This window comes from Novosphingobium sp. SG720, assembly GCF_012275365.1.
Taxonomy (GTDB): Bacteria; Pseudomonadota; Alphaproteobacteria; order Sphingomonadales; family Sphingomonadaceae; genus Novosphingobium; species Novosphingobium rhizosphaerae.
The window spans coordinates 1-23,324 of sequence record NZ_JAAZQN010000008.1 but is presented as its reverse complement, the minus strand read 5'-3'; the positions used below and the strand labels follow the sequence as shown (position 1 = coordinate 23,324).

The following is a 23,324-nucleotide window of genomic DNA, read 5'->3' as shown; positions in this document are numbered from 1 at the left end:
TGGGCTCAGATCGCGTTGATATCCACCACCGTAGGAATCGTATCGTTGAGCAGGATGATCTTCTTGGATGCGATGGCCCACCCGCCCTCTGCGGGAACCAGCCGGTATTCATAGCGCCCGAAGAACACGTCGGTCCGATCCATCCGCACATCAAAGCGATGGCACGTGAAAGCCGCCGACACCGCCCCGTTTGCTGCATCGGTGACCAGGATGTTGGCAATCATGTGCACCACGCGCGGCGGCGGGGTCGACGCCACGGAAAGGCCCGATTGCAGCCGCATGATGCGATCTTCCAGATTGCGGCGGCCGCGATAGTAGATCAGCGAAAGCTCGCGCTCGGGATCGGTCGAAAGCGTGCCCTCGTCGCGCCAGGTGGGCATCCAGAATTCGATATCGGGAGTGAACAGCGCCAGCCATTCGGCATAGCGGCCGGTGTCGATCAGCAGTGCTTCGCGATAGAGCAGGTCGCGCGCCGCCTCGTGCGTCAGGGCCGCGGTCATGCCTCCAGCTCCTTTGCCATGCGCGCCACCCACGCGCGATAATAGGTCTGCAACAGCGTTTCATCGCACAGCCGCGAATCCGCCAGCACGCTGCGATCGGGCTTGAGGTCGATGCGATCGCCAAACCGATTGCCGCCGGCAACGCTGGCCGTCATGCCGCGGCCATGGCCTTGCAGCCAGGGGTCGACCATGCCGGCAAAGCCCGCCTGGCAGTTTTCATAAGACACCGTGTCATCGGGCGTCGCCATGCCGGTGGGGTTGAAGAAATCCTCGTACTGCCGGATGCGCTGGCGCCGGGCTGCGGCACTTTCGCCCTTGGGCGCGATGCACCAGGTGCGCATTTCGGTCATCCCCGGTCCGATCGGACGGATCACGCGCAACTGGCTAGACGCGTTTTCGGCAATCTGCAGGTTGGGAAAGATGGTGAGGTTGCGCATGTTGAACATCCAGTCGCGCTTGCCCTCGCCCAGCCGCTCACCCAGCGCGCCGGCCTGCTCGTAGAGCGGGATGGCCGGCGTGATCCCGAAGATGCCCCAGTTGAGCACATGGCCATGGGCAAAGCTGAAGCTGCCCCCGGCCACGCCCTGGGCCTCTTCCTTCCAGTAGTCGCTGTTTTCCCAGACAGAGGCGACGACATCCGCGCTCATCTCCTGCTGCCGTCGTTCCAGCACGCTGATGTAAGAGGGATGCGCCGAGGTGAAGTGATAGGCGTCTGAACAGTTTTCGAGCTGCAGCTTCCAGTTGGCGGCAAAGGTGAAGGTCACCTGGCCCGGCACCAGTTCCAGCCCTTCCTCGCTTTGATCGGCCACCAGATCGAGCAGCTTGGCCGCATCTCCCAGATAGTCGGCCAGCGTCATCTCGCCCGTGGCAAGACTGCCGAACAGGAAACCGCGATAGTTGGCAAAACGCGGCAGCGCCGCCAGCCCGTGGTCATCGCGGTCGAACGCCTCGGCATAGCAGCCCGCGCTTTTCCACTTGATCGCCCGGTTGCGCCCCGCGCTGTCGAAGCTCCAGCTATGATAGGGGCAGACATGCAACCGCGCGTTGCCTTGGCGCAATTGGGCCAGGCGTGCGCCCTTGTGCGGGCAGGAATTGACGAAAGCGCGCAACTGCCCCTCGCCATCGCGCTGCACCAGGACCGGCACCCGGCCCACTGTGGTGGTGAAGAAGTCGTGCGGCCCGGCGGCCTGCGATTCCATGCCCAGGAACATCCAGCCCTGTTCAAAGATCGCACGCTGTTCTGCCGCAAACACCGCGGCATCGGTGAATATCGCGCGGTTGACGCGGAAAACGCCGTCCTCTGGTCGATCGTCCACCAGGTCGCGCAGTGTGAAATTGCCCATCGTCCGTCTCCCGCTCGGCTCAGTCGATGATGGCTTCGATCAAGGTCGGCCCATCGGCCGACAGCGACCAGGCCAGCGCTGCATCCAGCGCAGCCGTGTCGTGCGCGGAGCGGCCGGGCACGCCATGCCCGGCGGCCAGCGCCACGAAATCCAGCTCTGGAAAATGCGTGCCGACCAGTTGCTGCATGCCGAAATGACGGCCGAAGTGGTGCAAGGCTTCATACCGCCCGTTCTTGAGGATCAGGAACGTGATCGGCAGATGCCATTGCGCCGCCGCATGCAGCCCCTGGATCGCATACATCGAAGAGCCATCGCCCAGCACCGCGATCACCTTTTCGTGCGGCCGTGCCAGCGCCATGCCCACTGCCGCGGGCAGGCCATGGCCCAGCCCGCCGCTCGCCGTGGTATAGAACGTGTTGGGGCGCACGATCGGCAGGTGATCGTGCATCGGCCCCCGGCTGGAAGGCGCTTCTTCCACGATGATCGATTGCGGCGCGCGCAGATCGGCAAGCTGTTGCAGCACATAGCCATCGGTCATCGCCGATCCATCGAGCCGGGCGGGGCGCGCCAGCGGCGCCGGCGCCGCGCGCGGGGGCGGGCTGGACAGGGCAAGCAGGGCATCAAGCGCATGATGGCACTGCGCCACGATTGCCCGGCCGGCCGGGGCCCAGGCGGCATGCACGTGATTGTCGCCGATCAGCCACACCTCGGCATCGGGCGGGGCGTGGGGCCCCTGCCCTTCCACGTGATAGAGATGGACCGGCCCGCCCAGCCCCAGGATCACGTCATGCCCCGCCAGCGCACTCACAATCGCCTCGCGACTGGCGGTAAGGAAGCCGCCGAACAGGGCGTGGTCTTCGGGAAAACCGCAGCGCGCCGCCATGGGCGCCACATAGACGCAGGCCTGGTGGCGTTCGGCCAGGGCAACCACCTGGTCCCAGGCGCCGTCCCGTGCCACGCCGGCTGCCACCACCAGCGCAGGCCGCCGCGCGGCATCGAGGCTGGCCGCGCATTCGGCGATCGCCGCCGGGTCTGCCAGTCGATCGGCATGGACCTGCCGGGTCCGATGCGGCGGGCATGGCTGGTCCCAATCATCGATCGGGATGGAAACGAAAGTCGGCCCGCGCGGCGGCTCCATCGCCACCAGCCAGGCGCGCTCGATCGCGGCCGGCACATCCTGGGCGCGGGCCGGCTCGCACGCCCATTTGACGAAGGGACGCGGGAACTCGGTGGCCCGTTCGGCAAACAGGAACGGCTCGAAAGGCAGGATCGAGCGTGCCTGTTGCCCGGCCGTAACCACCAGCGGCGTCTGGTTCTTCCACGCGGTGAACAGGTTGCCCAGGGCGTGGCCGACACCGGCGGAACTGTGCAGGTTGACGATGGCCGCGCAGCCGATGCCCTGGGCAAAGCCATCGGCCATGCCCAGCACCACACTTTCCTGAAGCCCCATGACATAGCGAAAGTCTTCGGGAAAATCGCGAAACATGGGCAGTTCGGTCGATCCCGGATTGCCGAAAACCGTGGTCATGCCCAGTTCGCGCAACAGCGCAATCGTCACGTCACGCACGGTCTGCATTGGCAACTCTCCCGGTGTTTTGCGGCAGTCTGACGCGCTCAACGATAAGCACAATTGCAAATTGGGCTAAAAGCCATAACCTGGCTGCATGGATTTTGACGAACGCGAGTTGAAAGCCTTTCTCGCCGTGGCCGAATGCGGCAGCCTCGGCCGCGCCTCGCGCCAGGCCAATCTCACCCAGCCCGCGCTCAGCCGCCTGGTCCAGCGCATGGAGGAACGCTTGCAGCAGCCGCTGTTCGATCGCACCACGCGCGGCATGGTGCTGACCGATCCGGGCGCGCTACTGCTTCGCCATGCCCGCCATCTGCTGGCCGAAATGGACACGCTGCGCGATGAACTGGCCGCCTATCGCGGATTGCGGCGCGGCGTGGTGCGCGTGGGAGCCGCGGCGGCAGTGATGCGCACGCTGGTGGCCACGCATGTCGGCCGGATGCTGGCCGACAATCCCGACCTGACCTTCGAAGCGATGGAGGATGTCGATAGCGGGCTGGTGCGCGCGCTGGAACAGCGCCTGATCGACCTGGCGATCACATCGGGCCGGGTCGAGGACGATGCCGAGGACGTGCTGTGCCTGGGCCAGTGCGACCACACCGATCTGTTCGCGGTGTTCTGCGCCGCCGATCACCCGATTGCCGACAGCCCCGATCTGGCCAGCGTGTTTGCGCAAGGCTGGGTCATGCCCGATGCCGGAATGACCCCGCGCACCCGGTTCGACGCGCTGGCACGGCAACTGGGTCACCAGGCGCGCGTGGTGGCCCGCACCAGTTCGGTCGAAACCATGATCGCCATTGCCGGGGCCAGCCGGCTGCTCTGCTGGCTGCCCGTTCCGCTGCTGGCGCCCTACGTTGCCGGCGGCCAGTTGCGCCGGCTCGACGTGCCCGCGCTGGAAACGCAGCGACAGTTCTGGGTCTATCGCCGCCGCGCGGGTCTGCTGCCCGATGCGGCGCGCTTTTTCCTGCGCTACATGCCGGTTCTGCCGCCGGGTTGACAGCGCCAGAACCGGGTCCGGATACTCGCACCCACATGGGCATGTACGCGTGCCCATGCACGAGGGAGAATTTTCGGATGCAGCAGATTGTGGTGATCGGCGCCGGGGCGATGGGCTGCCTGTTTGCGGCGAAGCTGGCCCTGGCCGGGCATGCCGTGACCGTGACCGACGTTGACCAGGCGCGCATGGCCACCATCGCGAGCCAGGGCATCGACCTGGCGCTGGACGATGGGCGGTGCAACGCCCGCGTCGATGCACGGCCGGCAGCCGAGATAACCGGACCGGTCAATCTCGTGATCCTGTTCACCAAGGGCATGCACAGCGCCGGCGCGATCGCTTCGGCAGCGCATCTGGTTGACAGCGGCTGCACCGTGCTGACGCTGCAAAACGGGCTGGGTAACACCGATGCAATCGCCACGGTGTTTCCGCGCGATCGCATCGTCTGGGGCGTTACCGATTTTCCCGCCGACCTTCACGGCGCCAACGCCGTCGCCTCGCACGGACAAGGCCACGTCTGGCTGGCGGGCTTGACCCAGGCGGCCGACGATCGGGCGCGGGCGGTGGCCAGCGCGCTCGACCAGGCCGGTCTCAACGCCCGGTTCGATCCCGCGGTCGAAGCGATGGTGTGGGACAAGGTGGCTTTCAACAGCGCGCTCAATGCCCTGTGCACGCTGGGCCAGGTGCCGGTCGGCCGGCTCGACTGCGCGCCGGCACGCCGAATCGTGGGCCTCATCGTCGACGAAATCGACGCCGTCGCGCAGGCCGAAGGCATCGCGTTCGATCGCGCACGCACCATGGCCAAAGTGGATTTCGCCCTGGCCAACCATGGGGGGCACAAACCCTCGATGCTGCAAGACAGGCTGGCCGGCCGGCGCACCGAGATCGAATCGATCAACGGCGCGATCCTGGCCATCGCCGCGCGGCATGCAGTGGCCACCCCTACCCTGCAAACAATCACCGATCTGGTTCGCCTGGGAGAACCCGCCTGACAAACCGGACAGGCAGCGGAACGATGTGTTTTCAGGAGCGAGAAATCATGCCGCCGCGCGGCGACGTTCGTCCGCAATCCAACGCACATAGCCGACCACGGCAAGGCCGGTCATCGCGGCATAGAGCCCTGCGGTTGGCAAAAGCCCCTTGAACACGAACATGCCGACATAGATCACATCGACCGCGATCCACAGCAGCCAGCTGGCTGCCTGCCGGCGCGCGGTCCACAGTTGCGCGACAAGGCTGAAACTGCTCAGCGCGGAATCGAGCCAGGGCAAGGCGGCATTGGTATAGCGGCTGGTCAGCCAGCCGATCGCCAGCGCGCCCAGTGCCCCCACGGCCAGTCCTGCGCCAGCCTCATGCAGCGGCAGCGGGCGCACGGCCACTTCGCCTTGCGCGTCCCTTCCCCGCGCCCAGGCAACCCAGCCATAGACGATCGACAGGCCGAACAGCGCCTGCAGCACCATGTCGGCATAGAGCCGCACATCGAGGAACAGCTTGAAGTAGAGCGCGCAGGCCACCATCCCCAGCGGCCAGCACAACATGTGCCGGCGCGCGGTCAACCAGATGGTCAGGAAGCTGACGATGACGGCAACGATCTCGAGCATGGACATGGTGCGCTTTTGCGGCACGTTCAGCGCCACGACAAGGCCGGCCTCACTGGCCCGCCACCACCCCCAGCAGCGCCTGCCCCGGCGGAGTCTTGAACCAGTCGGCATGACCGATGAGATAGCCATGCCAGGCAAGATCGGCATCGGCCCTGCGCGCCAGCACGCCGTGGAAATAATCGACCTCGGAGAGGGCGAATTCGATATGCACGAGCGGCAGGAGCCGCGCGAGCAACTGGCGATCGCCCGCTGTCAGCGGCCGTTCCTGCGCGTAGCCTGCCAAGAGCGCGCGGGCCGTCTCGGGCTCGGCAATGGAGACAGCCTCGTCCAATGGTGCGTCGGGTTGCAGCTCGAGCCAGCGAACCGCGCAGCGCTCGAGCGCTGTCGCCAGGTCGTGCAGTGCGCAAGTCCGATCGGCCAACCCGAAATCGAGGACGCTCGCCACGGTGCCATGCTCGGTCCACAGCAGATTGGAAGGATGCCAGTCGTTGTGGGTCCAGAGCGAAGGCTGCTGCGCCAGTTGCGGCGCCAGCGTGGCCGCATCATGGTCGGCCAGGACCCGCCCCAGCTGGCCGGTCCAGTCCAAGGCGGCACAATAGTCTGCCAGCGCCGGCCGCGCCGCGACATAGGCCTGGGCCGCGGCCAGCGGATCGGCGGCCGGCAGGATCGACAGGCTCGTCACCAAGGGGCGGGCGGGACGGGACGGCGCGGCAAAATCCTCGGCCGCGCGATGTAGCCGTGCCAGCATGGCGCCGCTGGCGCGGGCATGGCCAGGATCGAGGAACGGGGTCCACGATTGCCGATCGCGATAGAGATCCAGCCCAGGTGCCTTGCCATGCACTTCCCAGGTCCAGTCTCCGATTGTCACGGCCCCCGCACCATCATGGGCGGTCAGCACCTGGGCCACGGGCACGCCGCGAGCGCCGAGATGCGCGATGAATGCATGTTCGCCGGCCAGCGCTTGCGCATCGCGCAGGCGGCGATGGTGCCGCTTGAGGAACAGTTCGCCTGTGCTCGTGCGCGCAAGCGTTGCCGAAGAGAACGGGCGCGGCGAATGCCATTCAAGCCGTGCCAGCCGCCCCGCCGTCGGAAAGTGCGCCAGTGCCTCGGCCGCTTCAACAGCGGTGATGGCGGGCCAACTCGGCGCTTCAAGGCCGGTGCCCATGCCATGGACACGATGTTCCCCTGCCCCCATCGTCAGCGCGGCCGATCAGCGCTGCGCGACAAAACGATACTCCGCCAAAGTCTTGACGATCTGGCCGTTGGCATCGACCAGGCCGATGCCGATCCCGACCACCTGTCCCTGCGCCTGGGGCGGATGCTGCGCGCGCGTGGCAAGATAAGTGCCAAGTGCCGGATTGGTTTCGTTGGCCAGCAGGGTGAGGTGCGGATCGAACTGCATGAACACGTTGGGCGAACCATAGCGTTCGAACGCGGGCAGCTTGGCCGGATAGTCCTTCATCCAGGCCGGGGGCGCCAAGTCGTGATCGCGCAGCGGCTCTGCCGCCAGGGTCACTTCATCGGCCAGCCGCTGCAGCGCCGGGGTTCGGTTCACGCGCAGGAACAGCCAGTTGGTGGCTGTGCGCTCGGTGCCGTCCACCGCCAGGGGAATGGCCTGCCGGCCCCGCGCCAGCCGGGCGATCGCGGCTTTCAGCCGGGGCAACGCGCTGGCGGGATATTGCGTGAGATAGAGCGTGGCATGCACCGCCTGGCCGCGCGCACGAAACGTCGTCATGCCCAGCTTGCCCAGATCCGCGCTGGCCTGGTCCACGGCCGCGACGATCGGCCGCGAAGGGATCGCGTAGATGTCCACGCTCACTTTGGCGGGCAGGTCGGCTTGCGCGTGGGCGGGCCCGACGCTGCCCAGCGCCAGAGCGAAAGCCAGGACTGCGTGGCGCATCTTCATGGTGTTGGTCCTGCAAGGCGTGGCATCACGCGCGGCCTTGGCGCCTGCGCGCCGGGCTTGCAACCGCAATCCGGCGCGCAGTGACCATGGCACGCGTCAGGCCGTGGCCCGCGCGATCAACCGGCCCAGCCGCTCGGCAAAGGCGCGCGGATCACGCGGCGGTTCGCCATCGACGATGCGCGCTTCGTCCAGCAGCAGATGCGCCGCATCCACGCGGAGCTCGTCTTCGGCCGGTAGCGCGGCCAGGCGCGCGATCTGCGCATGGGCCGGGTTGACCTCCAGCACCGGGGCCGAACCCGCCGGCAATTGCCCGGCATTGGCCAGCAGCTTTTCCAGCTGGCGATCGAGCCCGCTTTCGCTTGCCACCAGGCACACCGCGCTGTCGGTCAACCGGTCCGACGCGCGCACGTCGGACACCGCATCGCCCAGCGTTTCCTTGACGAAGCCGAGGAACGCACCCACCGCGTCGCTCGCCTCGGCCTTGGGCGCCTCAGCGCCTTCGGGCAGCGGGATCAGGCTAAGATCGGCCGCCCCTTGGGTGACCGACTTGAACGGCTTGCCATCCAGGTCGATCGCGCCGCGCACCCAGAAGCTGTCCACCTGGTCGGGCAGCAGCAGCACTTCCACCCCGCGCGCGCGGAACCCTTCGAGCTGCGGCGAACTGGCGATGCGATCGAGGTCGCTGCCGGTGGCATAATAGATCGCGGTCTGGTTTTCCTTCATCGCCGCGACATAGTCCTGCAGCGAACGCCATTCCCCGCCCGAGGTGGTCGTCTTGAACCGGGCCAGGCGCAGCAGTGTCTCACGCCGCTCAAAATCCTCGTAGAGCCCTTCCTTGAGCACCGCGCCGAACGTGTCCCACAGCCTGGCATAGGCAGCGGGATCATCCTTGGCGGTCTTTTCCAGTTCGCCCAGCACCTTGCCGGTCAGGCCTTTCTGGATCGCGGCCAGGATCGGGCTGTCCTGGATCATCTCGCGCGACATGTTGAGCGGCAGGTCGGCCGAATCCACCAGCCCGCGCACGAAGCGCAAGTAGCGGGGCAGCAGCTCGGCCTCGTCGGTGATGAACACGCGGCGGACGTAGAGCTTCATCCGCCCCTTGCGATCGGGATCGAACAAGTCGAACGGCCGGGTTTCGGGCACGAAGGCCAGCACCGAATATTCGTGCCGGCCCTCCGCACGGTAATGCAGGGTCAGCGCCGGATCATCCCACTGCCCGGCCACGCTGCGGTAGAAGTCCTTGTATTCCTCGGCCGTGATCGCGCTTTTCGGCTTGGTCCACAGCGCGGTGCCGTCGGCCACCTGCGTGCCTTCGGCGTCGGGCTTGTCCTTCACCGTGATCGGCACGGGCACATGGCCCGATTGCGCGCGCACCATCTGTTCGATGCGGTGCGCTTGGGCATAGTCGGCCGCGTCTTCCAGCAAGTGCAGCACGATGCGGGTGCCGCGCGCCGGCGCCTGGTCGGCCGCGACTGGCGCGATGGTGTAAGTGCCCAGGCCATCGGACGACCACTGCGCGGCGCCGTCCTGCCCGGCGCGGCGCGAGATCACGTCGACTTTCTGCGCCACCATGAACGCGGAATAGAACCCCACGCCGAACTGGCCGATCAACTGGGTGTCTTCCCCACCCTGGGCGGCGGCGACCCGGTCCATGAACGCCTTGGTGCCCGACCGCGCGATGGTGCCCAACGTTTCGGCCATGTCGGCGGCGGTCATGCCGATGCCGTTGTCCTCGATCGTCAGCTGCCGCTGATCGGCATCGAGCGTGATGGTGATGCGCGGGGCGGGATCGTCACCCAGCAGATCGGGCTGGGCGATGGCTTCATAGCGCAGCTTCTCGCAGGCATCGGCCGCGTTCGAGATCAGCTCGCGCAGGAAGACATCCTTGTCCGAATAGACGGAATGCACCATCATGTGCAGCAGCTTGGCCACATCTGCCTCGAAGGCATGGGTTTGCGGCGCAGCGGCGGTTTCGTCCAGAACGTCGGCGGTCATGGGCGGGCAAGACTCCATTGGTGAAAAAGTAAACCGATGGCTTGCAAGATGTGCCCCGCCGCAAGCGAGTTCAAGGGCCAGGCGATGCCCGCGCAGGGTTGCAGGCGATCATGCGGCGGCCGCGATTGGTGAAGGCTGCTTCAAGCCGCTATGAACATCTTTCATCACGCCTTCACGCCTGTTTTGCGCCACTATGGCGCCTTGGGCAGGCCCGCGCGCAGGCCCGCCCCGCCCAAATTCCACGTGCCAGATCCGTTCCATTGCGATATGCAACGGACATGCACAATGCCAACCGGGAATACTCCGCCACATGATCGAATTGACCATCAACGGCCAAAAGCGTCGGGTTGACGCCGAAGGCGACACGCCCTTGCTGTGGGTGCTGCGCGACGACCTGGGCATGACCGGCACCAAGTATGGCTGCGGCATCGCGCAATGCGGCGCCTGCTCCGTGATGATCGACGGTACGGTGACGCGCAGCTGCGTCACCCCGGTGGAATCGGTCGCCAGCGCACAGATCACCACGATCGAGGCTGTGGAAGCCGATCCCGTGGGCGCCCGCGTGGTGGAAGCCTGGGTCAAGCACCAGGTGCCGCAATGCGGCTATTGCCAGTCCGGTCAGGTCATGGCGGCCACTTCGCTGCTCAAGCAGAACGCCAAGCCCAGCGATGCCGACGTGGAAGCGGCGATGACCAACTTGTGCCGCTGTGGCACCTACAACGCGATCAAGGCGGCGGTGCGCGACGTGGCCGGCCTGGCCGCGCAGGAGCAAGGCGCATGACCGAATGGACACCGCTTGATCCCGCGCTCGCCAAGGTTCTGCCCACCGGCGATCCGGTCAACGTCTCGCGCCGGGGCTTTCTCGGCAGTGCCGGTGCTGGCGCGCTGGTGCTGGGCTTTGGCCTGCCGGTGGCCGCACGCGCCCAGGCCGCCGGCAGCGCGCCGGCGGTAACGCCGGGCACCCGCGTGCCCGCGTTCCTGGCGATCAATCCCGACAACACCATTCGCCTGCAAAGCCCGTTTGCCGAAGGTGGCCAGGGCGTGTGGACGGCCATGGCCCAGATCGTGGGCGAGGAACTCGATGCCGATCCCGCCACGTTCGTGGTGGAAAACGCGCCCACCGGGCCTGACTATCAGGTGGTCTATGGCCGCATGCGCATCACCGGCGGCTCGATGTCGGTGCGCACCAGCTATGACACCATGCGCCGCCTGGGCGCCAGCGCCCGTGCGCTGCTGATCCAGGCGGCGGCCAAGCGCCTGGGCGTGCCGGCAAGCCAGCTTTCCACCCAGCCGGGCCGCGTGGTCCACCAGGCTTCGGGCCGCAGCGTGACCTATGGGGAACTGGCGCCCACCGCGCTCGATCTGCCGGTGCCGGCCACCCCGCCCACGCTGAAAGACCCCAAGGATTTCCGCTGGATCGGCAAGCCGCAGGCGCGGCTCGACGTGCGCGCCAAGTCCACCGGCAAGGCCCAGTTCGCCATCGACACCAAAGTGGATGGCATGCTGCACGCCGCCGTGCAGCATGCGCCGCGCCTGGGCCTGACCGTGGGCAAGATCCGCAACGAGGCCGAAATCAAGGCGATGAAGGGCGTGCACTCGGTCCACGTGCTCGATGGCGCGGTGGCCGTGGTGGCGCAACGGTTCTGGCACGCGCGCCGCGCGGTGGAAGCCGCGCAAGTCGATTGGGCCGAACCGACCGGCGCCACCTATCGCGCGATGCCGGCCAGCTTTTCCACGCAGGCCCATGCCGCCCACCTCGCCACGGTACAGGGCACCGAGGAAGTGGCCGAAACTGCCGGCGACGTGGCCAAGGCCTTTGCCGCGGCCAAGGCCACGGTCAGCGCCACCTATCACAGCCAGTATCTCAACCACGCCCAGTTGGAGCCGCCTTCGGCGCTGGCGCGGTTCAACGCCGATGGCACGCTGGACATGTGGTTTCCCAACCAGGCGCCCGACATGTTCCTGGCCGAAGTGGCCAAGGTTGCCGCGCTGCCGCCGGAAAAGATCCGCATCCACTCGCCGTTGCTGGGCGGCTTCTTCGGCCGGCATTTCCTCTATCCGCACGGCAATCCCTATCCCCAGGCGATCGAACTGGCCAAGCGGGTCAACGCCCCGGTCAAGCTGATCTGGACGCGCGAGGAGGAATTCCTGCGCGATCCGCTGCGCCCGATGGCCGCCGTGCGGTTTCGCGGCGCGCTGGACGCGGCCGGCATGCCCGTTGCGATCGAGGCGATCAGCGCCACCGAAGGGCCGACCGAGGGCATTGCCGACAAGCGCAGCGGGCAGATCGATCCCACCGCGCTCGAAGGGCTGGCGGGCAAGAGCTATGCCCTGCCCAACAAGCGCATTGCCCAGATCTTCGTGAAAAGCCCCACGACCGTTGCCTATTGGCGCTCGGTCGGCAATTCGATGAACGACTTCTTCTATGAAGCCTTCCTCGACGAGCTGGCCGACAAGGGCGGGCAGGATCCTTATGCGGTGCGCCTGCACCTGCTTTCCGGCAATGCCCGGCTCACCACCCTGCTCAAGGCCGTGGTCGATCTTTCGGGGGGATGGAAGCGTGGGCCGTTCAAGGCCGCCGATGGCACCACGCGCGCGCGCGGCATGGCCATGGCCTCGCCGTTCGGCACGCAGACGGCGGCCATTGCCGAAGTCTCCATCGCCGATGGCCAGGTGAAAGTGCACGAGGTGTGGCAGGCCATCGATCCGGGCAGCGTGGTCAATCCGGCGATCATCGCGGCGCAGGTAAATTCCGCCGTGGCGCTGGGCCTGTCGCAAACCCTGGTGGAAGAAGCCGCCTACAAGAACGGCGAGCGCGTCGCCCGCAATTTCGACGGCTATCCGATCCTCACCCCCGATCGCATGCCACGCGTGCATGTGAAGATCGTGGAAAGCGGCGAAAAGATGGGCGGCATCGGCGAACCCGGCCTGCCCGCCGTGCCGCCGGCCGTGGCCAACGCGGTTTCGCGCCTGCGCGGCCAGCGCGTGCGTTCGCTGCCGCTGGGCACCGTGGCCTGAACTGGTGCTGGCCTGATTCCCCTTGGGGATCAGGCCAGCACCAGCGGCCCGGCCCCGCCCGCTGCCGGGTCTGACCACGATGGCGCGCCGTCTTCCAGGTGGCCGGCAATGCGCCAGGTCTGCCCGCCGCCGGTAAATGCGCGATCATACCAGCCATGGCTGGCGGCCAGGTTCACGGCCAGGCTGCGCACCTGGCCCGGAGCAAGGCGGATGGTTTCGGGCGCGGCGCCATAGGCCATGTCGCGCATGGCCAGCGCCAGCGGCGCAGGCCCAAGGTTTTCACAGCGCAGCATCGCCTGGCCAGCGCCGGTGCCACGCACACTCACCGAAAAAACGCCGGGCCGGCCGGTCAAGCGGCGATGGAAGCCATCGGGGCCCAGCACGAAGAGATCAACCGGTGCATCCGTGCCGGGCAGCGGATGGGCAAGGTCTGCCCCCGCCCCCACGGTATAGCGCGCAGGCCCAGCCGCTAGGTCTGCCAGGTCATAGACATGGAACACCGCCGCCCGCGCGGCCGATCGGTTGGCCATGACCAGCGCATCGGCTTGCAAGCGCGCATCCAGGCGATAGGGCGTGGGCCGGCGCCGGCGCAGCCCGGTTTCCTGCACCGGCGCGGCCAGTTCGGCCGGCAGCGGCGGGGGGATTTCCTTGAGCTTGCCCGCCGCGGCGCTCAACTGCGCGGTTGCCGGCAGGCCGGCCATGAACAGGCGCGTATCGGCACTGGCAAAATCGAAGCACGACGTGAGATCGCCGCAGACCGCGCGGCGCCACGCGCTGATATTGGGCTCTGCCACGCCAAAGCGGGTTTCCAGGAAGCGCAGGATACTGGTGTGGTCGAACACTTCGGACGCGACATGGCCGCCCGCGCTCCATGGCGAGACGACATAGAGCGGCACGCGCGGCCCCAGGCCATAGGGCCGGCCGAGATAGGGCGCATCCTGCGCACCCTGGCTGTGGCGGTGGTATTCGTCCTCGGCCGGGATGGTGGTGGCACCGTGCAGCCGCCCTTGCCCCTGGGCAGGCGGGGCGGGCGGCGGGACATGGTCGAACAACCCGTCGTTCTCGTCGAAATTGATCAACAGCACGGTGCGCGCCCAGACATCGGGGTTGGCGGTCAGCGCATCGAGCACGCGGGCGGTGTAGTCTGCACCCTGCAAGGGGGTTGATGCCCCCGGATGCTCCGAAAGCGTGGCTGGCGCCACCACCCAGGAAACCTGGGGCAGCTTGCCGGCCATCACATCGCCGCGCAGATCGTCCAGCGTGCGCGTGGCCAGGGTGCGCCGCGCCAGCAGCGCTTCGGCCGCGCTCGCCGTTGGCTCGCTCGCCCGGCGATAGCGTTGGAAACCGACCAGCGGATTGTCGGAAAAGTTGTCGGCCATGTCCTGGTAGATCTGGAAGCCGATGCCCGCCGCCATGAGCCGTTCGGGATAGGTCGTCCACAGATAGCCGCCATGGCTGCGCGGATCTGCGCCGGCTTCGTCATAGCCGTTGTCGATCGCCGGGCCATTGGCCCGGCCCAGGGGATCGTGCGTGCCGGTCCAGATGTAGAGCCGGTTGGGATTGGTGCTCAGGTGCATGGCGCAGTGGTAGGCGTCACACAGGGTGAACGCTTCGGCCAGGGCATATTGGAACGGCAGGTCGGCCCGGGTGAAATGGGCCATGGCGTGGTTGTGCTTGGCCCGCGTCCACGCGCCCATGCGGCCATTGTCCCATGCGGCCTGGCTATCGGCAAAATTGTGCGGCGTGCCGAGCGGGCGATAGAGCCGGAAATCGTGCGCGGTATCGAGGCGGAACGGCGCGATGAGCGCGGGACTGGCCCCCTCGTGCTCGTTGGGCTGCACCAGCACGGTGCGGCGCGGGGCATCGGGCAACGCCGGGGCCGGCGCGGCAAAGCGATCGCCAAAGCCGCGCACCCCGCGCATGGTGCCGAAGTAGTGATCGAACGCGCGGTTTTCCTGGGTCAGGATCACCACGTGCGCCACATCCTGCACCGTGCCGGTGCGGCGATGGCCGGGAATATCCAGCGCGCGGGCAATGGCCTGGGTAAACGGCGCGGCGGCGCCCGCCCCGGCGGTGAGCGCGCGGATGAAACTGCGGCGATCCTGCATCGCAATGCCGGCCGACGTTTCGTTCCTGGCGTGCTTGGGCGTCATGATCGTCTTTCGTGATAGCAAGGGCACGCGGTCTAGCTGCACGATATGGCGGCGCGATGACGGGGAGAAGCGACAGCCGGCGCTTCTCATTGGAAATATTTTGGCGCAATCGGAAGGAAACGAGACGGACAGGTCTCTAGGGACGGGAAAGAGGGAAAACCCAAAGCCGATGGAGGATGGGACGGGACCGGATCTGCGAGCGCAACTCGAGCGTCGCCGCGCCCTGGCGCTGTGGGTGGCGCGCGAGATCATGCCGCACGAACCGCGCATGCGTGCGTGGTTCGTCAAGCGGCGGATTGCGCCTGACGTGGTGGATGAACTGATGCAGGATGCCTATTGCCGCGTGGCCATGCTCGATACCGTCGATCACATCGACTGCCCGCATGCCTATTTCTTTTCGATCTGCCGCAACTTGCTGGCGCGCCGGCTCAAGCGGCAGCAGATCGCGCCGTTCGAAGCGATCAGCGAGATCGAAAGCTACCGGGACAGCGGCACTCCGTCTCCCGAGGAACAAGTCGCCGCGCGCATGGCGTTCGACCGGGTGCGTGCCCTGCTGGCGCAATTGCCCGAACGCTGCCGGCGCATCGTGGAACTGCGCAAGATCGAAGGCTGGTCGCAAAAGGAAATCGCCGCCCACATGGGCATGACCGAAAAGGCCGTGGAAAAGCAGGTGTGGTCGGGCGTGCGCGCCATCCGCGCTGGGTGGGACCAGTTGGAACGTGAGCCCGATGGTCACCAGGCCGGGCGCAAGGCGGTATGACGATGGACCACAACACCGCTTCTGCCGATCGCGACCAGGCCGCCCGGTGGGTGGCCATGATGGATGGCGCCGGCTGGACCGCGCAAGACGAAGCCGGCCTGCAAGCCTGGCTGGCCGCCGATCCGCGCCGCCACGGCCTACTGCTTCAGGCGCAGGCCGCCTGGCTGCTGCCCGATGCCGTCACGCCGCAAGCCGCTGCCGATGTGCCGCAGCCGGTGGGCGGCCGCCGTGGCTGGGCGCGGCGCGGCGTGCTGGGCGGCCTGGTCGCGGCCAGCGCCGTGGCCGCCGTGGCCACCCGCTTTGCCATGACCCAGGGCGCCGACTATGTGACCCGCCTGGGCGAAATCCGCCGCGTGCCGCTCGACGATGGCACGGTCATGACGATCAATTCCGACACCGCGCTCAAGGTCAACCTCACGCCCCATGCGCGCGAGATCGAACTGGCGCAGGGCGAGGCCTGGTTCGAAGTGGCCAAGGACGCCCAGCGCCCCTTCGTGGTTGCGTCCGGCCCGGTGCGGGCGCAGGCGATCGGTACGGCCTTTTCGGTACGCAAGCGCGAGGAAGGCGTGGAAGTGCTGGTCACCGAAGGCGTGGTGGAAACCTGGACCGCGCAGGACGCCAGCCAGAAGCTGCGCGTTGCCGCCGGGGAGCGCGCGATGATCAATGCCCGCGCGCTGGTGCACTATCAGGCCAGCGAAACCGCACCGGTCGATCGCGCGCTGGCCTGGCGCAACGGCATGATCGATCTCAATGGCACCACGCTGCGCGATGCGGCCGATGAATTCAACCGCTACAACCAGCGCCAGATCGTCATCGCCGATCCCGACGTGGCGGGCGAACAGTTCGACGGCCTGTTCCGCATCGGCGATCCGGAAGGCTTTGCCGAAACGATCAAGGCCACGCTCAACGTTTCCATCAACACCAGCGACCCACGCACCATCCGTATCGAGCGGGCGGCCGAGGTGAATTCCATGAAATAAATTTTCACATTCGCAGAAGGAAAACAGCCGGAGCATGTCTCTAGGCGGATACAGACCGAAAAGGTCTGAAGCGATACGAAATCCTGATGGGAGGGATCTATGATGACGACCACCTTGCGTGGCGTTTTATTTGCATCGGCCAGCGTCGTCTGCATGACGACGATGCCCGCCGCTGCACAGGCCGCAACCGAACTGCGCCAATTCGCCATTCCCGCACAGCCGGCTGAAACCGCCATCGGCGTGCTGGGCCACCAGGCCAATGTCCAGATCATCGCCTCGCGCAAGCTGACCCGTTCGGTGCGCACCAACGAAGTGCGCGGCCGCCTGACCGTGTCCGACGCGCTGGAGCGGCTGCTGGCCGGCACCGGCCTGTCCGCGCGGCAAACCGGCCCGGCCACATTCGCCGTCGTCGCTCGCCCCGCCGCGGCGCGTGCCCCGCTGGGTGGCACGGCCGTGGCCCTGGCCAGCCAGCCCGCCGAACCGCAGGCCCGTGCCGCCGCCGCTCCCCCGCCGCCGCCCGCCGCCCTGCCCGAGGCAGAACCCCAGGCCATCGTCGTGACCGGCCTGCGCGCCAGCCTCGACAACGCACGCGGGATCAAGCGCGCCTCGTCCGGCATTGTCGACGCGATTTCCACCAAGGACATCGGCAAGCTGCCCGATGCCAACCTGGCCGAATCCCTCCAGCGCATCACCGGCGTCTCGATCGACCGCTCCGGCGGCGAAGGCGCCTTCATCACGGTTCGCGGCTTTGGCCCGGAATTCAACACGGTTCTGGTCAATGGCCGCCAGGTGGCCACCCCTACCGACCCGAGCCAGGCCTCGGGTCGGGCCTTTTCGTTCGACACGCTGGCGTCCGAACTGGTTTCGGGCGTGGAAGTCTACAAGTCTTCCACCGCGCGCTACCAGTCGGGCGGGGTCGGCTCCACCGTCAACATCAAGACCGCGCGCCCGTTCGATTACCGCGGGCGCAAGTTTTCCGCCACGGTTGATGCCAACTACGATGGCAACGCCAAGAAAGCCGCGCCCGACGCTTCGTTCCTGTTTTCCGACACGCTGGACGACGGCAAGCTGGGCATCCTGATTTCGGGCAGCTACCAGCACCGCTTCACCCGCCTGCAACAGGCGCAGACCGATGGCTGGCTGGTCAACCCGGCGGTGCCGGCCGACCAGGTCAACGGCGGCAAGGGCACGGTGAGCGCCAGCAACCCGCAGGGCAACATCTTCATCCCGCAGAACTTCGACAGCAAGATCACGCGCGAGGACCGCGAGCGGATCGGCGGCACCGTGGTGCTGCAATACCGCCCCAGCGATGCCGTGACGATCACCGCCGATGCGCTCTACACCAAGTTCACCAACAAGACGCAGACCCGCTCCTACGGCCACTGGTTCACTGCCTCGAACCTGACCGACGTGGTCACCGATGCCAACGGCACGGCCACCGATCTCACGCAGGCCAGCGGCATCGCCACCGATTTCCACTACAAGAAGTTCGACAAGCGCACCAACACGCGCGAATTCGGGCTGAACCTGGAATGGAAAGTCACGCCCAACCTCACCGCCTCGTTCGACGGCACCTATTCGCTGGCCAAGGAAGATCCCAACGGCGGGCAGGAAGCCTATCTCGCGCTGCTCGGCTATCTGACCGGCTCGTCGCGCTATCAGTCCGACAGTTCGATCCTGCCGTGGCAGACCGAAACCCTGCCCACGTTTGCCAACCCCGCCAGCCCCTGCGGCAGCGCGGTGACCAATTCGGGCCAGGCCGGCAGCACCACCCCGGTGGGCGCGGGGCAGCCGATGTGCCAGCACGTGATGCTGCTGCGCGGCTATGGCATTCGTGACCAGGTGACCCAGGGCCGCGCCGATTTCGCCTACAAGGGCGATGGCAGCGAAGGCCTGGTGAACGCCAACTTCGGGTTCTATTACTCGCGCGACCGCAAGGATACCTCGCTCTATTCCAACGACGGCGGCACCGGCTGCACCACCTGCGGCTACAACGCCCCGGCCCCGGCGGGCGTGGCGATCACCACGTTCAACGCCGGCAGCAATTTCCTCTCGGGGTTGAGCGGGTCCAACCGCCTGCCCACGCAGTGGCTGACGTTCGATGGCCCCACGCTGTTCGACGCCATCACCGCGCAGCAACGCGCCACCAATCCGGGCTTCACCTTTGCCCCGCCGCTGGTGAACGACACCATCGTGACCGAACGCGTGCTGGGCGCCTATCTCGAAACCGAGTTCAAGGGCGATGTCGGCGGCCGGCCGCTGTCGATCGTGGCCGGGGTGCGCTTCGAAGACACCCGCACCGATGTGAATGGCCTCGCCACCGCCTACACCGGCCTGGTCAAGCTGGCCAACGACCAGACCCAGTATGGTTCGGAATCCTCGGGCACCACGCGCACCGTGGGCCGCGCGCACTATCTCGACGTGCTGCCCAACATCGCGCTCAAGTGGCAATTGACCGACGCGGTGACACTGCGCTTCGCTGCTTCGCAAACCATCACCCGGCCCACTTTGGAGCAGCTCTCGCCGGTCACCACGCTGGTCACGCTGCGCCCGGGCAACTTTGCCGCCAGCAGGGGCAATCCCGATCTCAAGCCGTTCAAATCGAGCAATCTCGATTTCTCGGCCGAATGGTACTACGCGGCGGGCAGCTATGTTTCGGTGGGGGTCTACCTCAAGAGCGTCAACAACTTCATCGTGCTGAACCAGACCACCGGCACGGTCGCCAATGCCACGGGCGGCCCGCTGCTCGATCCGGCCACCGGCCTGCCCGCGCAGTTCACCGTGACCGCGCCGGTCAACGGCCAGGACGCCACAGTCACCGGTATCGAGGCCGCGTGGCAGCATACCTTGGGTAACAGCGGCTTCGGCTTCCAGCTCAACGGCACGCTGGTCGGTTCCAACCGCCATCTCGATCCGCAGAACCTGGGCAACAAGTTCGCGCTGACCGGGCTGTCCAACTCGGCCAACGCGGTGCTGTTCTATGACAAGAACGGGATCGAGGCGCGCGTTGCCTGGAACTGGCGCGATCGCTTCCTGCAATACCTGGCCCCGCCGCCGCTCAACGGCGCCGGCCAGGCCGTTACGCAGGTTCGCCCCTATTCGCAGATCGATGCGAGCGCGACCTACCACATCACGCCGCAATTCTCGGTCTTTGTCGAAGGTGCGAACCTGACCAATTCCCGCACGTTGAAATATGCCTATTATACCAACCAGTTCCTCTATGCCGAGGATTCGGGGCGGCGTTTCAAGGTCGGGGCACGGGTCAACTTCTGAATGCCTGGTGCACCGATACCTGTATAACATAACGTGATGATCAAGGGGCACGCGCTGGCAACGACCGGCGCGTGCCTTTGGCGCCCGGGGCCGGGCGGCGGGATGGGAGAAGGAAGGCAATGTCCGCCACAGAAAACCGCGCGATCCGCTCGGTCTGCATCGTCGGCGGCGGATCGGCCGGCTGGCTCACCGCGGGCCTGATCGCCGCGCGCCATGGCCCCGATCTGGCCGTCACGCTGGTCGAAAGCGTGAGCCGGGGCACCATCGGCGTGGGCGAAGGCACCTGGCCCACCATGCGCAACACGCTGCGCAAGATCGGCATTGGCGAAACCGATTTCATGCGGTTCTGCCATGCCTCGTTCAAGCAGGGCGCCAAGTTCGCCCGCTGGCGCACGGGCGCGGCCGACGATTTCTATTACCATCCGCTGGTCCTGCCCGAAGGCTTTCCCGATCTCGACCTGGCGCCCTACTGGAATGCCCAGGCCGCCGCGCCCGGCAACGGCGTGCCATCGTTCTCCGATGCGGTGTGCTTTCAAGAGGCGCTGTGCGAGCAGTCCCTTGCGCCCAAGCTGATGACTTCGCCGGAATATGCCGGGGTCGCCAACTATGCCTATCATCTCGATGCGGTGAAGCTGGGCGAACTGCTTGCCCGCCATTGCGTCGACACACTCGGCGTGACGCACATCGATGACGAGATCGTGGACGTGACCCTGGCCGAAAACGGCGATGTCGCGGCCGTCGTCGGCAAGCGCAATGGGCCGATCGCGGCGGATCTCTATGTCGATTGCACCGGCTTTGCCGCGCGCCTGCTGGGGGAAGCGCTTGGCGTGCCATTCATCGACCGATCCGACGTGCTGTTCATCGATCGCGCCATGGCCGTGCAGTTGCCGGTGGAGGAAGACAGCCCGATCGCCTCGCACACCATCTCCACCGCGCAGAAGCATGGCTGGATCTGGGACATCGGCCTGCCCACGCGGCGCGGCATCGGCTATGTCTGGTCCACCCGCCACGCCGGTGCGGATCGCGTGGAAGAGGAACTGGCCGCCTATGTCGGCCCCGGCTTTGCCAAGCTGACCCCGCGCGAAATTCCCATCCGCTCGGGCCATCGCGAACTGTTCTGGAAAAACAATGTCGTTGCCGTGGGGCTGGCGGCTGGCTTCCTCGAACCGCTGGAGGCCTCGGCCTTGGTGCTGATCGAGCTGTCGGCCGATTACATCGCCACCAGCATGCCCGCCACGCGCGGTGCCATGGATTTCGTCGCGCGGCGCTTCAACACGATGACGCGCTATCGCTGGGATCGCATCATCGAGTTCCTCAAGCTGCACTATATCCTGTCTGAACGGGAGGATACCGCGTTCTGGCGCGACAACCGCGATCCGGCCACGATCCCGCAAGATCTGCAGGACCAACTGGCCTTGTGGCGCGACAATCCGCCCGGCGAGCACGACTTCGCAAGCGCGCACGAGATGTTTCCCGCCGCCAGCTATCAATATGTGCTCTATGGCATGGGCTTCCGCACCCGCCCCCGCGCCGGCCAGTTGGCGCAGCGCGATGCGGCCGAAGATGCCTTTACCCGCACCGCCGCCATGAAGCGCAAGCTGACCGGCATGATGCCCACCAACCGCGCCTTGCTCGGCAAGCTGGCGCAGCACCGTTTCCCCACGCTGTGAGAGCCGCCATGAACCTTGTGCAACTGACCCGCAGCGACCACGCCGGCCTGCGCATCGATCCCGCCAAGGCCGCGGCCAGCGCTGCGGCCATCCATCTCGTGCCCCTGGTGGCCGACGAGATTCGCAAGGTCGCCGGCCAGTTCCCGGTGTTCCTGGCCAAGGACGGCGAAACCGGGCAATTCTACCCCGCCGCGCTGATGGGGCTGGAGCCGCAGGAAAACCTGTTCTGGAACGGTACCGCGCTGGAGGCCGACGTCCTGCCGCTCAATCTCCTGCGCTTGCCGTTCTTCATCGGCGGCGAAGGAGAAGAGGCGGTGATCTGCGTGGACATGGCCAGCCCGGCGATCGATCCGGCCGGCCCCTGCCCGATCGTGACCGAGGATGGCCGGGAAAGCGACTATTTCCGCGCGGTGCAGGCCATGCTGGGCCGGCTGGCGCAAGGGCGCGACGCCACCCGGCGGTTCGTCGACCTCGCGCTCGAGCACCAGGTGGTGCGGGAAATGAAGCTGGACCTGGCGTTTCACGATGGCAGCACCAGCCTGCTGACCGGCCTCTATGGCGTGGACGAAGTGGCACTGGGCCGGGCGCGCAGCGCCATTGCCGATTTTGCCGACCTGATGATCCTGGCCGCCATGTGCCTGTCGCTCGATCACGTGGCAGGCCTGGTGCGGCGCAAGAACGCGCGGCTGGCGGCGCAAGCGGCCTGGTTCACCCCCGGCGCCTAGGATGGACGTGCATCCCTCGCAGTCCATGGGGCAGGAAGGCGTGCCGCTATGGCTGGTCGATCAGGCGCACCCTGCCCCGCAAAGCCTGGAAGCCACTGCTGCCGGTGCGGATTTCGCCGCAAGCGAGGGCGACTTCTATCCAGGCCGCCGCGCGCCAGCACCCCGGGCCTGGTGCGATTGGCTAGGGCAGACCTTGGCCGCGCTGCCCGGCTTGTCGGGTGCGCGCGTGCTGCGCGGGGATTTCGCCGTGGCCGACCGCGATCCGCGCCGTCTCGCGCCGGTACAGCGCATCCCGCATTTCGATGACAGCGACCCGCAGATCTATGCCGCGATCCATTACCTGTGCAACGCGCCGCATGGCGGCACCAGCTTCCACCGCCATCGTGCCACGGGCTTCGAACGCATCACGCCGGCACGGGCACCCCTTTGGCGCCAGGCCCTCGCCACGGACGCCGCACGCCACGGGATGCCAGAGGCCACGTATCACGATGCGGATACCGCCACCTTCACCCGTATCGGCACCGCAGAACTGCGCTACAATCGCCTGGTGGTCTATCCCGCCAACTGCCTGCATTGCGGCGATATCGGCCCGTCCTGGCAGTCCGGCACCCGGCTGACGATCACCGCCCTTCTCCACATCCCCTGACGCCAACAGCCCCTCCCGCGAGTGGGAGGGGCTGTTGCGAGCTTGCGCGCGTGCTGGGTGCAACGAAGCCCCGAGGCGTTAGCGACGGGGCTTTGTGGGATTCTGGTTGCGGGGGCAGGATTTGAACCTGCGACCTTCAGGTTATGAGCCTGACGAGCTACCGGGCTGCTCCACCCCGCGATGTTAGCAACAA

18 protein-coding genes and 1 tRNA gene are annotated in these 23,324 nt (G+C 66.8%); 10 read left to right on the top strand and 9 right to left on the bottom strand.

The annotated features are described in order from the left end of the window. Nucleotides 1-5: 5 nt before the first annotated feature. The 3 genes from FHW94_RS21100 to mdlC are packed head-to-tail and all read right to left on the bottom strand — an operon-like array spanning nt 6 to nt 3,419. The gene (locus FHW94_RS21100) at nt 6-500 is read right to left on the bottom strand and encodes an aromatic-ring-hydroxylating dioxygenase subunit beta (RefSeq protein WP_168557819.1); all 495 of its coding nucleotides are present in this window, start codon (nt 498-500) and stop codon (nt 6-8) included. Continuing rightward, entirely contained in the window at nt 497-1,843 is a 1,347-nt protein-coding gene (locus FHW94_RS21095) for an SRPBCC family protein (protein WP_168557818.1), read from the bottom strand. Before FHW94_RS21095 ends, FHW94_RS21100 begins: the two co-directional genes overlap by 4 nt. 19 nt (nt 1,844-1,862) lie before the next feature. Continuing rightward, entirely contained in the window at nt 1,863-3,419 is a 1,557-nt protein-coding gene (mdlC, locus tag FHW94_RS21090; RefSeq protein WP_168557817.1) for a benzoylformate decarboxylase, read from the bottom strand. Between the two features lie 88 nt (nt 3,420-3,507). Between mdlC and FHW94_RS21085 the strand changes: the two genes are divergently transcribed. After that, nucleotides 3,508-4,407 (top strand): LysR family transcriptional regulator, encoded by a 900-nt coding sequence (locus FHW94_RS21085; RefSeq protein ID WP_168557816.1) that lies wholly within the window; start codon nt 3,508-3,510, stop codon nt 4,405-4,407. Between the two features lie 77 nt (nt 4,408-4,484). Next, nucleotides 4,485-5,396, top strand: a complete 912-nt coding sequence (locus FHW94_RS21080) for a 2-dehydropantoate 2-reductase (RefSeq protein WP_168557815.1) — start codon at nt 4,485-4,487, stop codon at nt 5,394-5,396. A gap of 45 nt (nt 5,397-5,441) precedes the next feature. Here the strand turns inward: FHW94_RS21080 and pnuC are convergent, their stop codons facing one another. The 4 genes from pnuC to htpG all read right to left on the bottom strand — a co-directional run bounded on the left by pnuC (nt 5,442) and on the right by htpG (nt 9,906). Continuing rightward, nucleotides 5,442-6,011 (bottom strand): nicotinamide riboside transporter PnuC, encoded by a 570-nt coding sequence (gene pnuC, locus FHW94_RS21075; RefSeq protein WP_168557814.1) that lies wholly within the window; start codon nt 6,009-6,011, stop codon nt 5,442-5,444. A 43-nt stretch (nt 6,012-6,054) separates the two neighbouring features. Further along, on the bottom strand, nt 6,055-7,170 hold the full coding sequence (locus tag FHW94_RS21070) for a phosphotransferase (protein WP_246866322.1): 1,116 nt from the start codon (nt 7,168-7,170) through the stop codon (nt 6,055-6,057). 45 nt (nt 7,171-7,215) lie between these two features. Next, a complete protein-coding gene (locus FHW94_RS21065) occupies nt 7,216-7,911 on the bottom strand; it encodes a 2'-5' RNA ligase family protein (protein WP_168557812.1) in 696 nt (231 codons plus the stop codon). Between the two features lie 96 nt (nt 7,912-8,007). Then, nucleotides 8,008-9,906 carry a molecular chaperone HtpG gene (gene htpG, locus FHW94_RS21060; RefSeq protein ID WP_168557811.1) on the bottom strand — a complete coding sequence of 633 codons (1,899 nt, stop codon included), beginning with the start codon at nt 9,904-9,906 and terminating at the stop codon, nt 8,008-8,010. 310 nt (nt 9,907-10,216) lie between these two features. On the opposite strand from htpG, the gene FHW94_RS21055 reads away from it, so the two are divergent. Both FHW94_RS21055 and FHW94_RS21050 read left to right on the top strand, forming a co-directional pair. Beyond that, nucleotides 10,217-10,687, top strand: a complete 471-nt coding sequence (locus tag FHW94_RS21055; RefSeq protein WP_168557810.1) for a (2Fe-2S)-binding protein — start codon at nt 10,217-10,219, stop codon at nt 10,685-10,687. Beyond that, complete coding sequence (locus FHW94_RS21050) at nt 10,684-12,924, top strand: xanthine dehydrogenase family protein molybdopterin-binding subunit (protein ID WP_168557809.1); 2,241 nt, start codon at nt 10,684-10,686, stop codon at nt 12,922-12,924. Before FHW94_RS21055 ends, FHW94_RS21050 begins: the two co-directional genes overlap by 4 nt. Before the next feature lie 29 nt (nt 12,925-12,953). Here FHW94_RS21050 and FHW94_RS21045 read toward each other — a convergent pair whose 3' ends face one another. Next, nucleotides 12,954-15,077 (bottom strand): phospholipase C, phosphocholine-specific, encoded by a 2,124-nt coding sequence (locus FHW94_RS21045; protein ID WP_246866321.1) that lies wholly within the window; start codon nt 15,075-15,077, stop codon nt 12,954-12,956. 169 nt (nt 15,078-15,246) lie between these two features. Between FHW94_RS21045 and FHW94_RS21040 the strand changes: the two genes are divergently transcribed. The 6 genes from FHW94_RS21040 to FHW94_RS21015 all read left to right on the top strand — a co-directional run bounded on the left by FHW94_RS21040 (nt 15,247) and on the right by FHW94_RS21015 (nt 23,131). After that, the gene (locus FHW94_RS21040) at nt 15,247-15,837 is read left to right on the top strand and encodes a sigma-70 family RNA polymerase sigma factor (RefSeq protein ID WP_246866320.1); all 591 of its coding nucleotides are present in this window, start codon (nt 15,247-15,249) and stop codon (nt 15,835-15,837) included. Nucleotides 15,838-15,839: 2 nt separating this feature from the next. Then, nucleotides 15,840-16,817: a FecR domain-containing protein gene (locus FHW94_RS21035; protein WP_168557808.1), complete on the top strand. Its 978-nt coding sequence runs from the start codon at nt 15,840-15,842 to the stop codon at nt 16,815-16,817. Nucleotides 16,818-16,970: 153 nt separating this feature from the next. Further along, the gene (locus tag FHW94_RS21030; protein ID WP_246866319.1) at nt 16,971-20,090 is read left to right on the top strand and encodes a TonB-dependent receptor; all 3,120 of its coding nucleotides are present in this window, start codon (nt 16,971-16,973) and stop codon (nt 20,088-20,090) included. Between the two features lie 119 nt (nt 20,091-20,209). Then, the gene (locus FHW94_RS21025; RefSeq protein WP_168557807.1) at nt 20,210-21,760 is read left to right on the top strand and encodes a tryptophan halogenase family protein; all 1,551 of its coding nucleotides are present in this window, start codon (nt 20,210-20,212) and stop codon (nt 21,758-21,760) included. Nucleotides 21,761-21,768: 8 nt separating this feature from the next. Continuing rightward, entirely contained in the window at nt 21,769-22,485 is a 717-nt protein-coding gene (locus tag FHW94_RS21020) for a SapC family protein (protein WP_168557806.1), read from the top strand. 1 nt (nt 22,486) lies between these two features. Continuing rightward, nucleotides 22,487-23,131, top strand: a complete 645-nt coding sequence (locus FHW94_RS21015; protein WP_168557805.1) for a DUF6445 family protein — start codon at nt 22,487-22,489, stop codon at nt 23,129-23,131. 103 nt (nt 23,132-23,234) lie between these two features. Here the strand turns inward: FHW94_RS21015 and FHW94_RS21010 are convergent. After that, a tRNA-Met gene (locus FHW94_RS21010) sits at nt 23,235-23,311 on the bottom strand. Nucleotides 23,312-23,324: the final 13 nt, after the last annotated feature.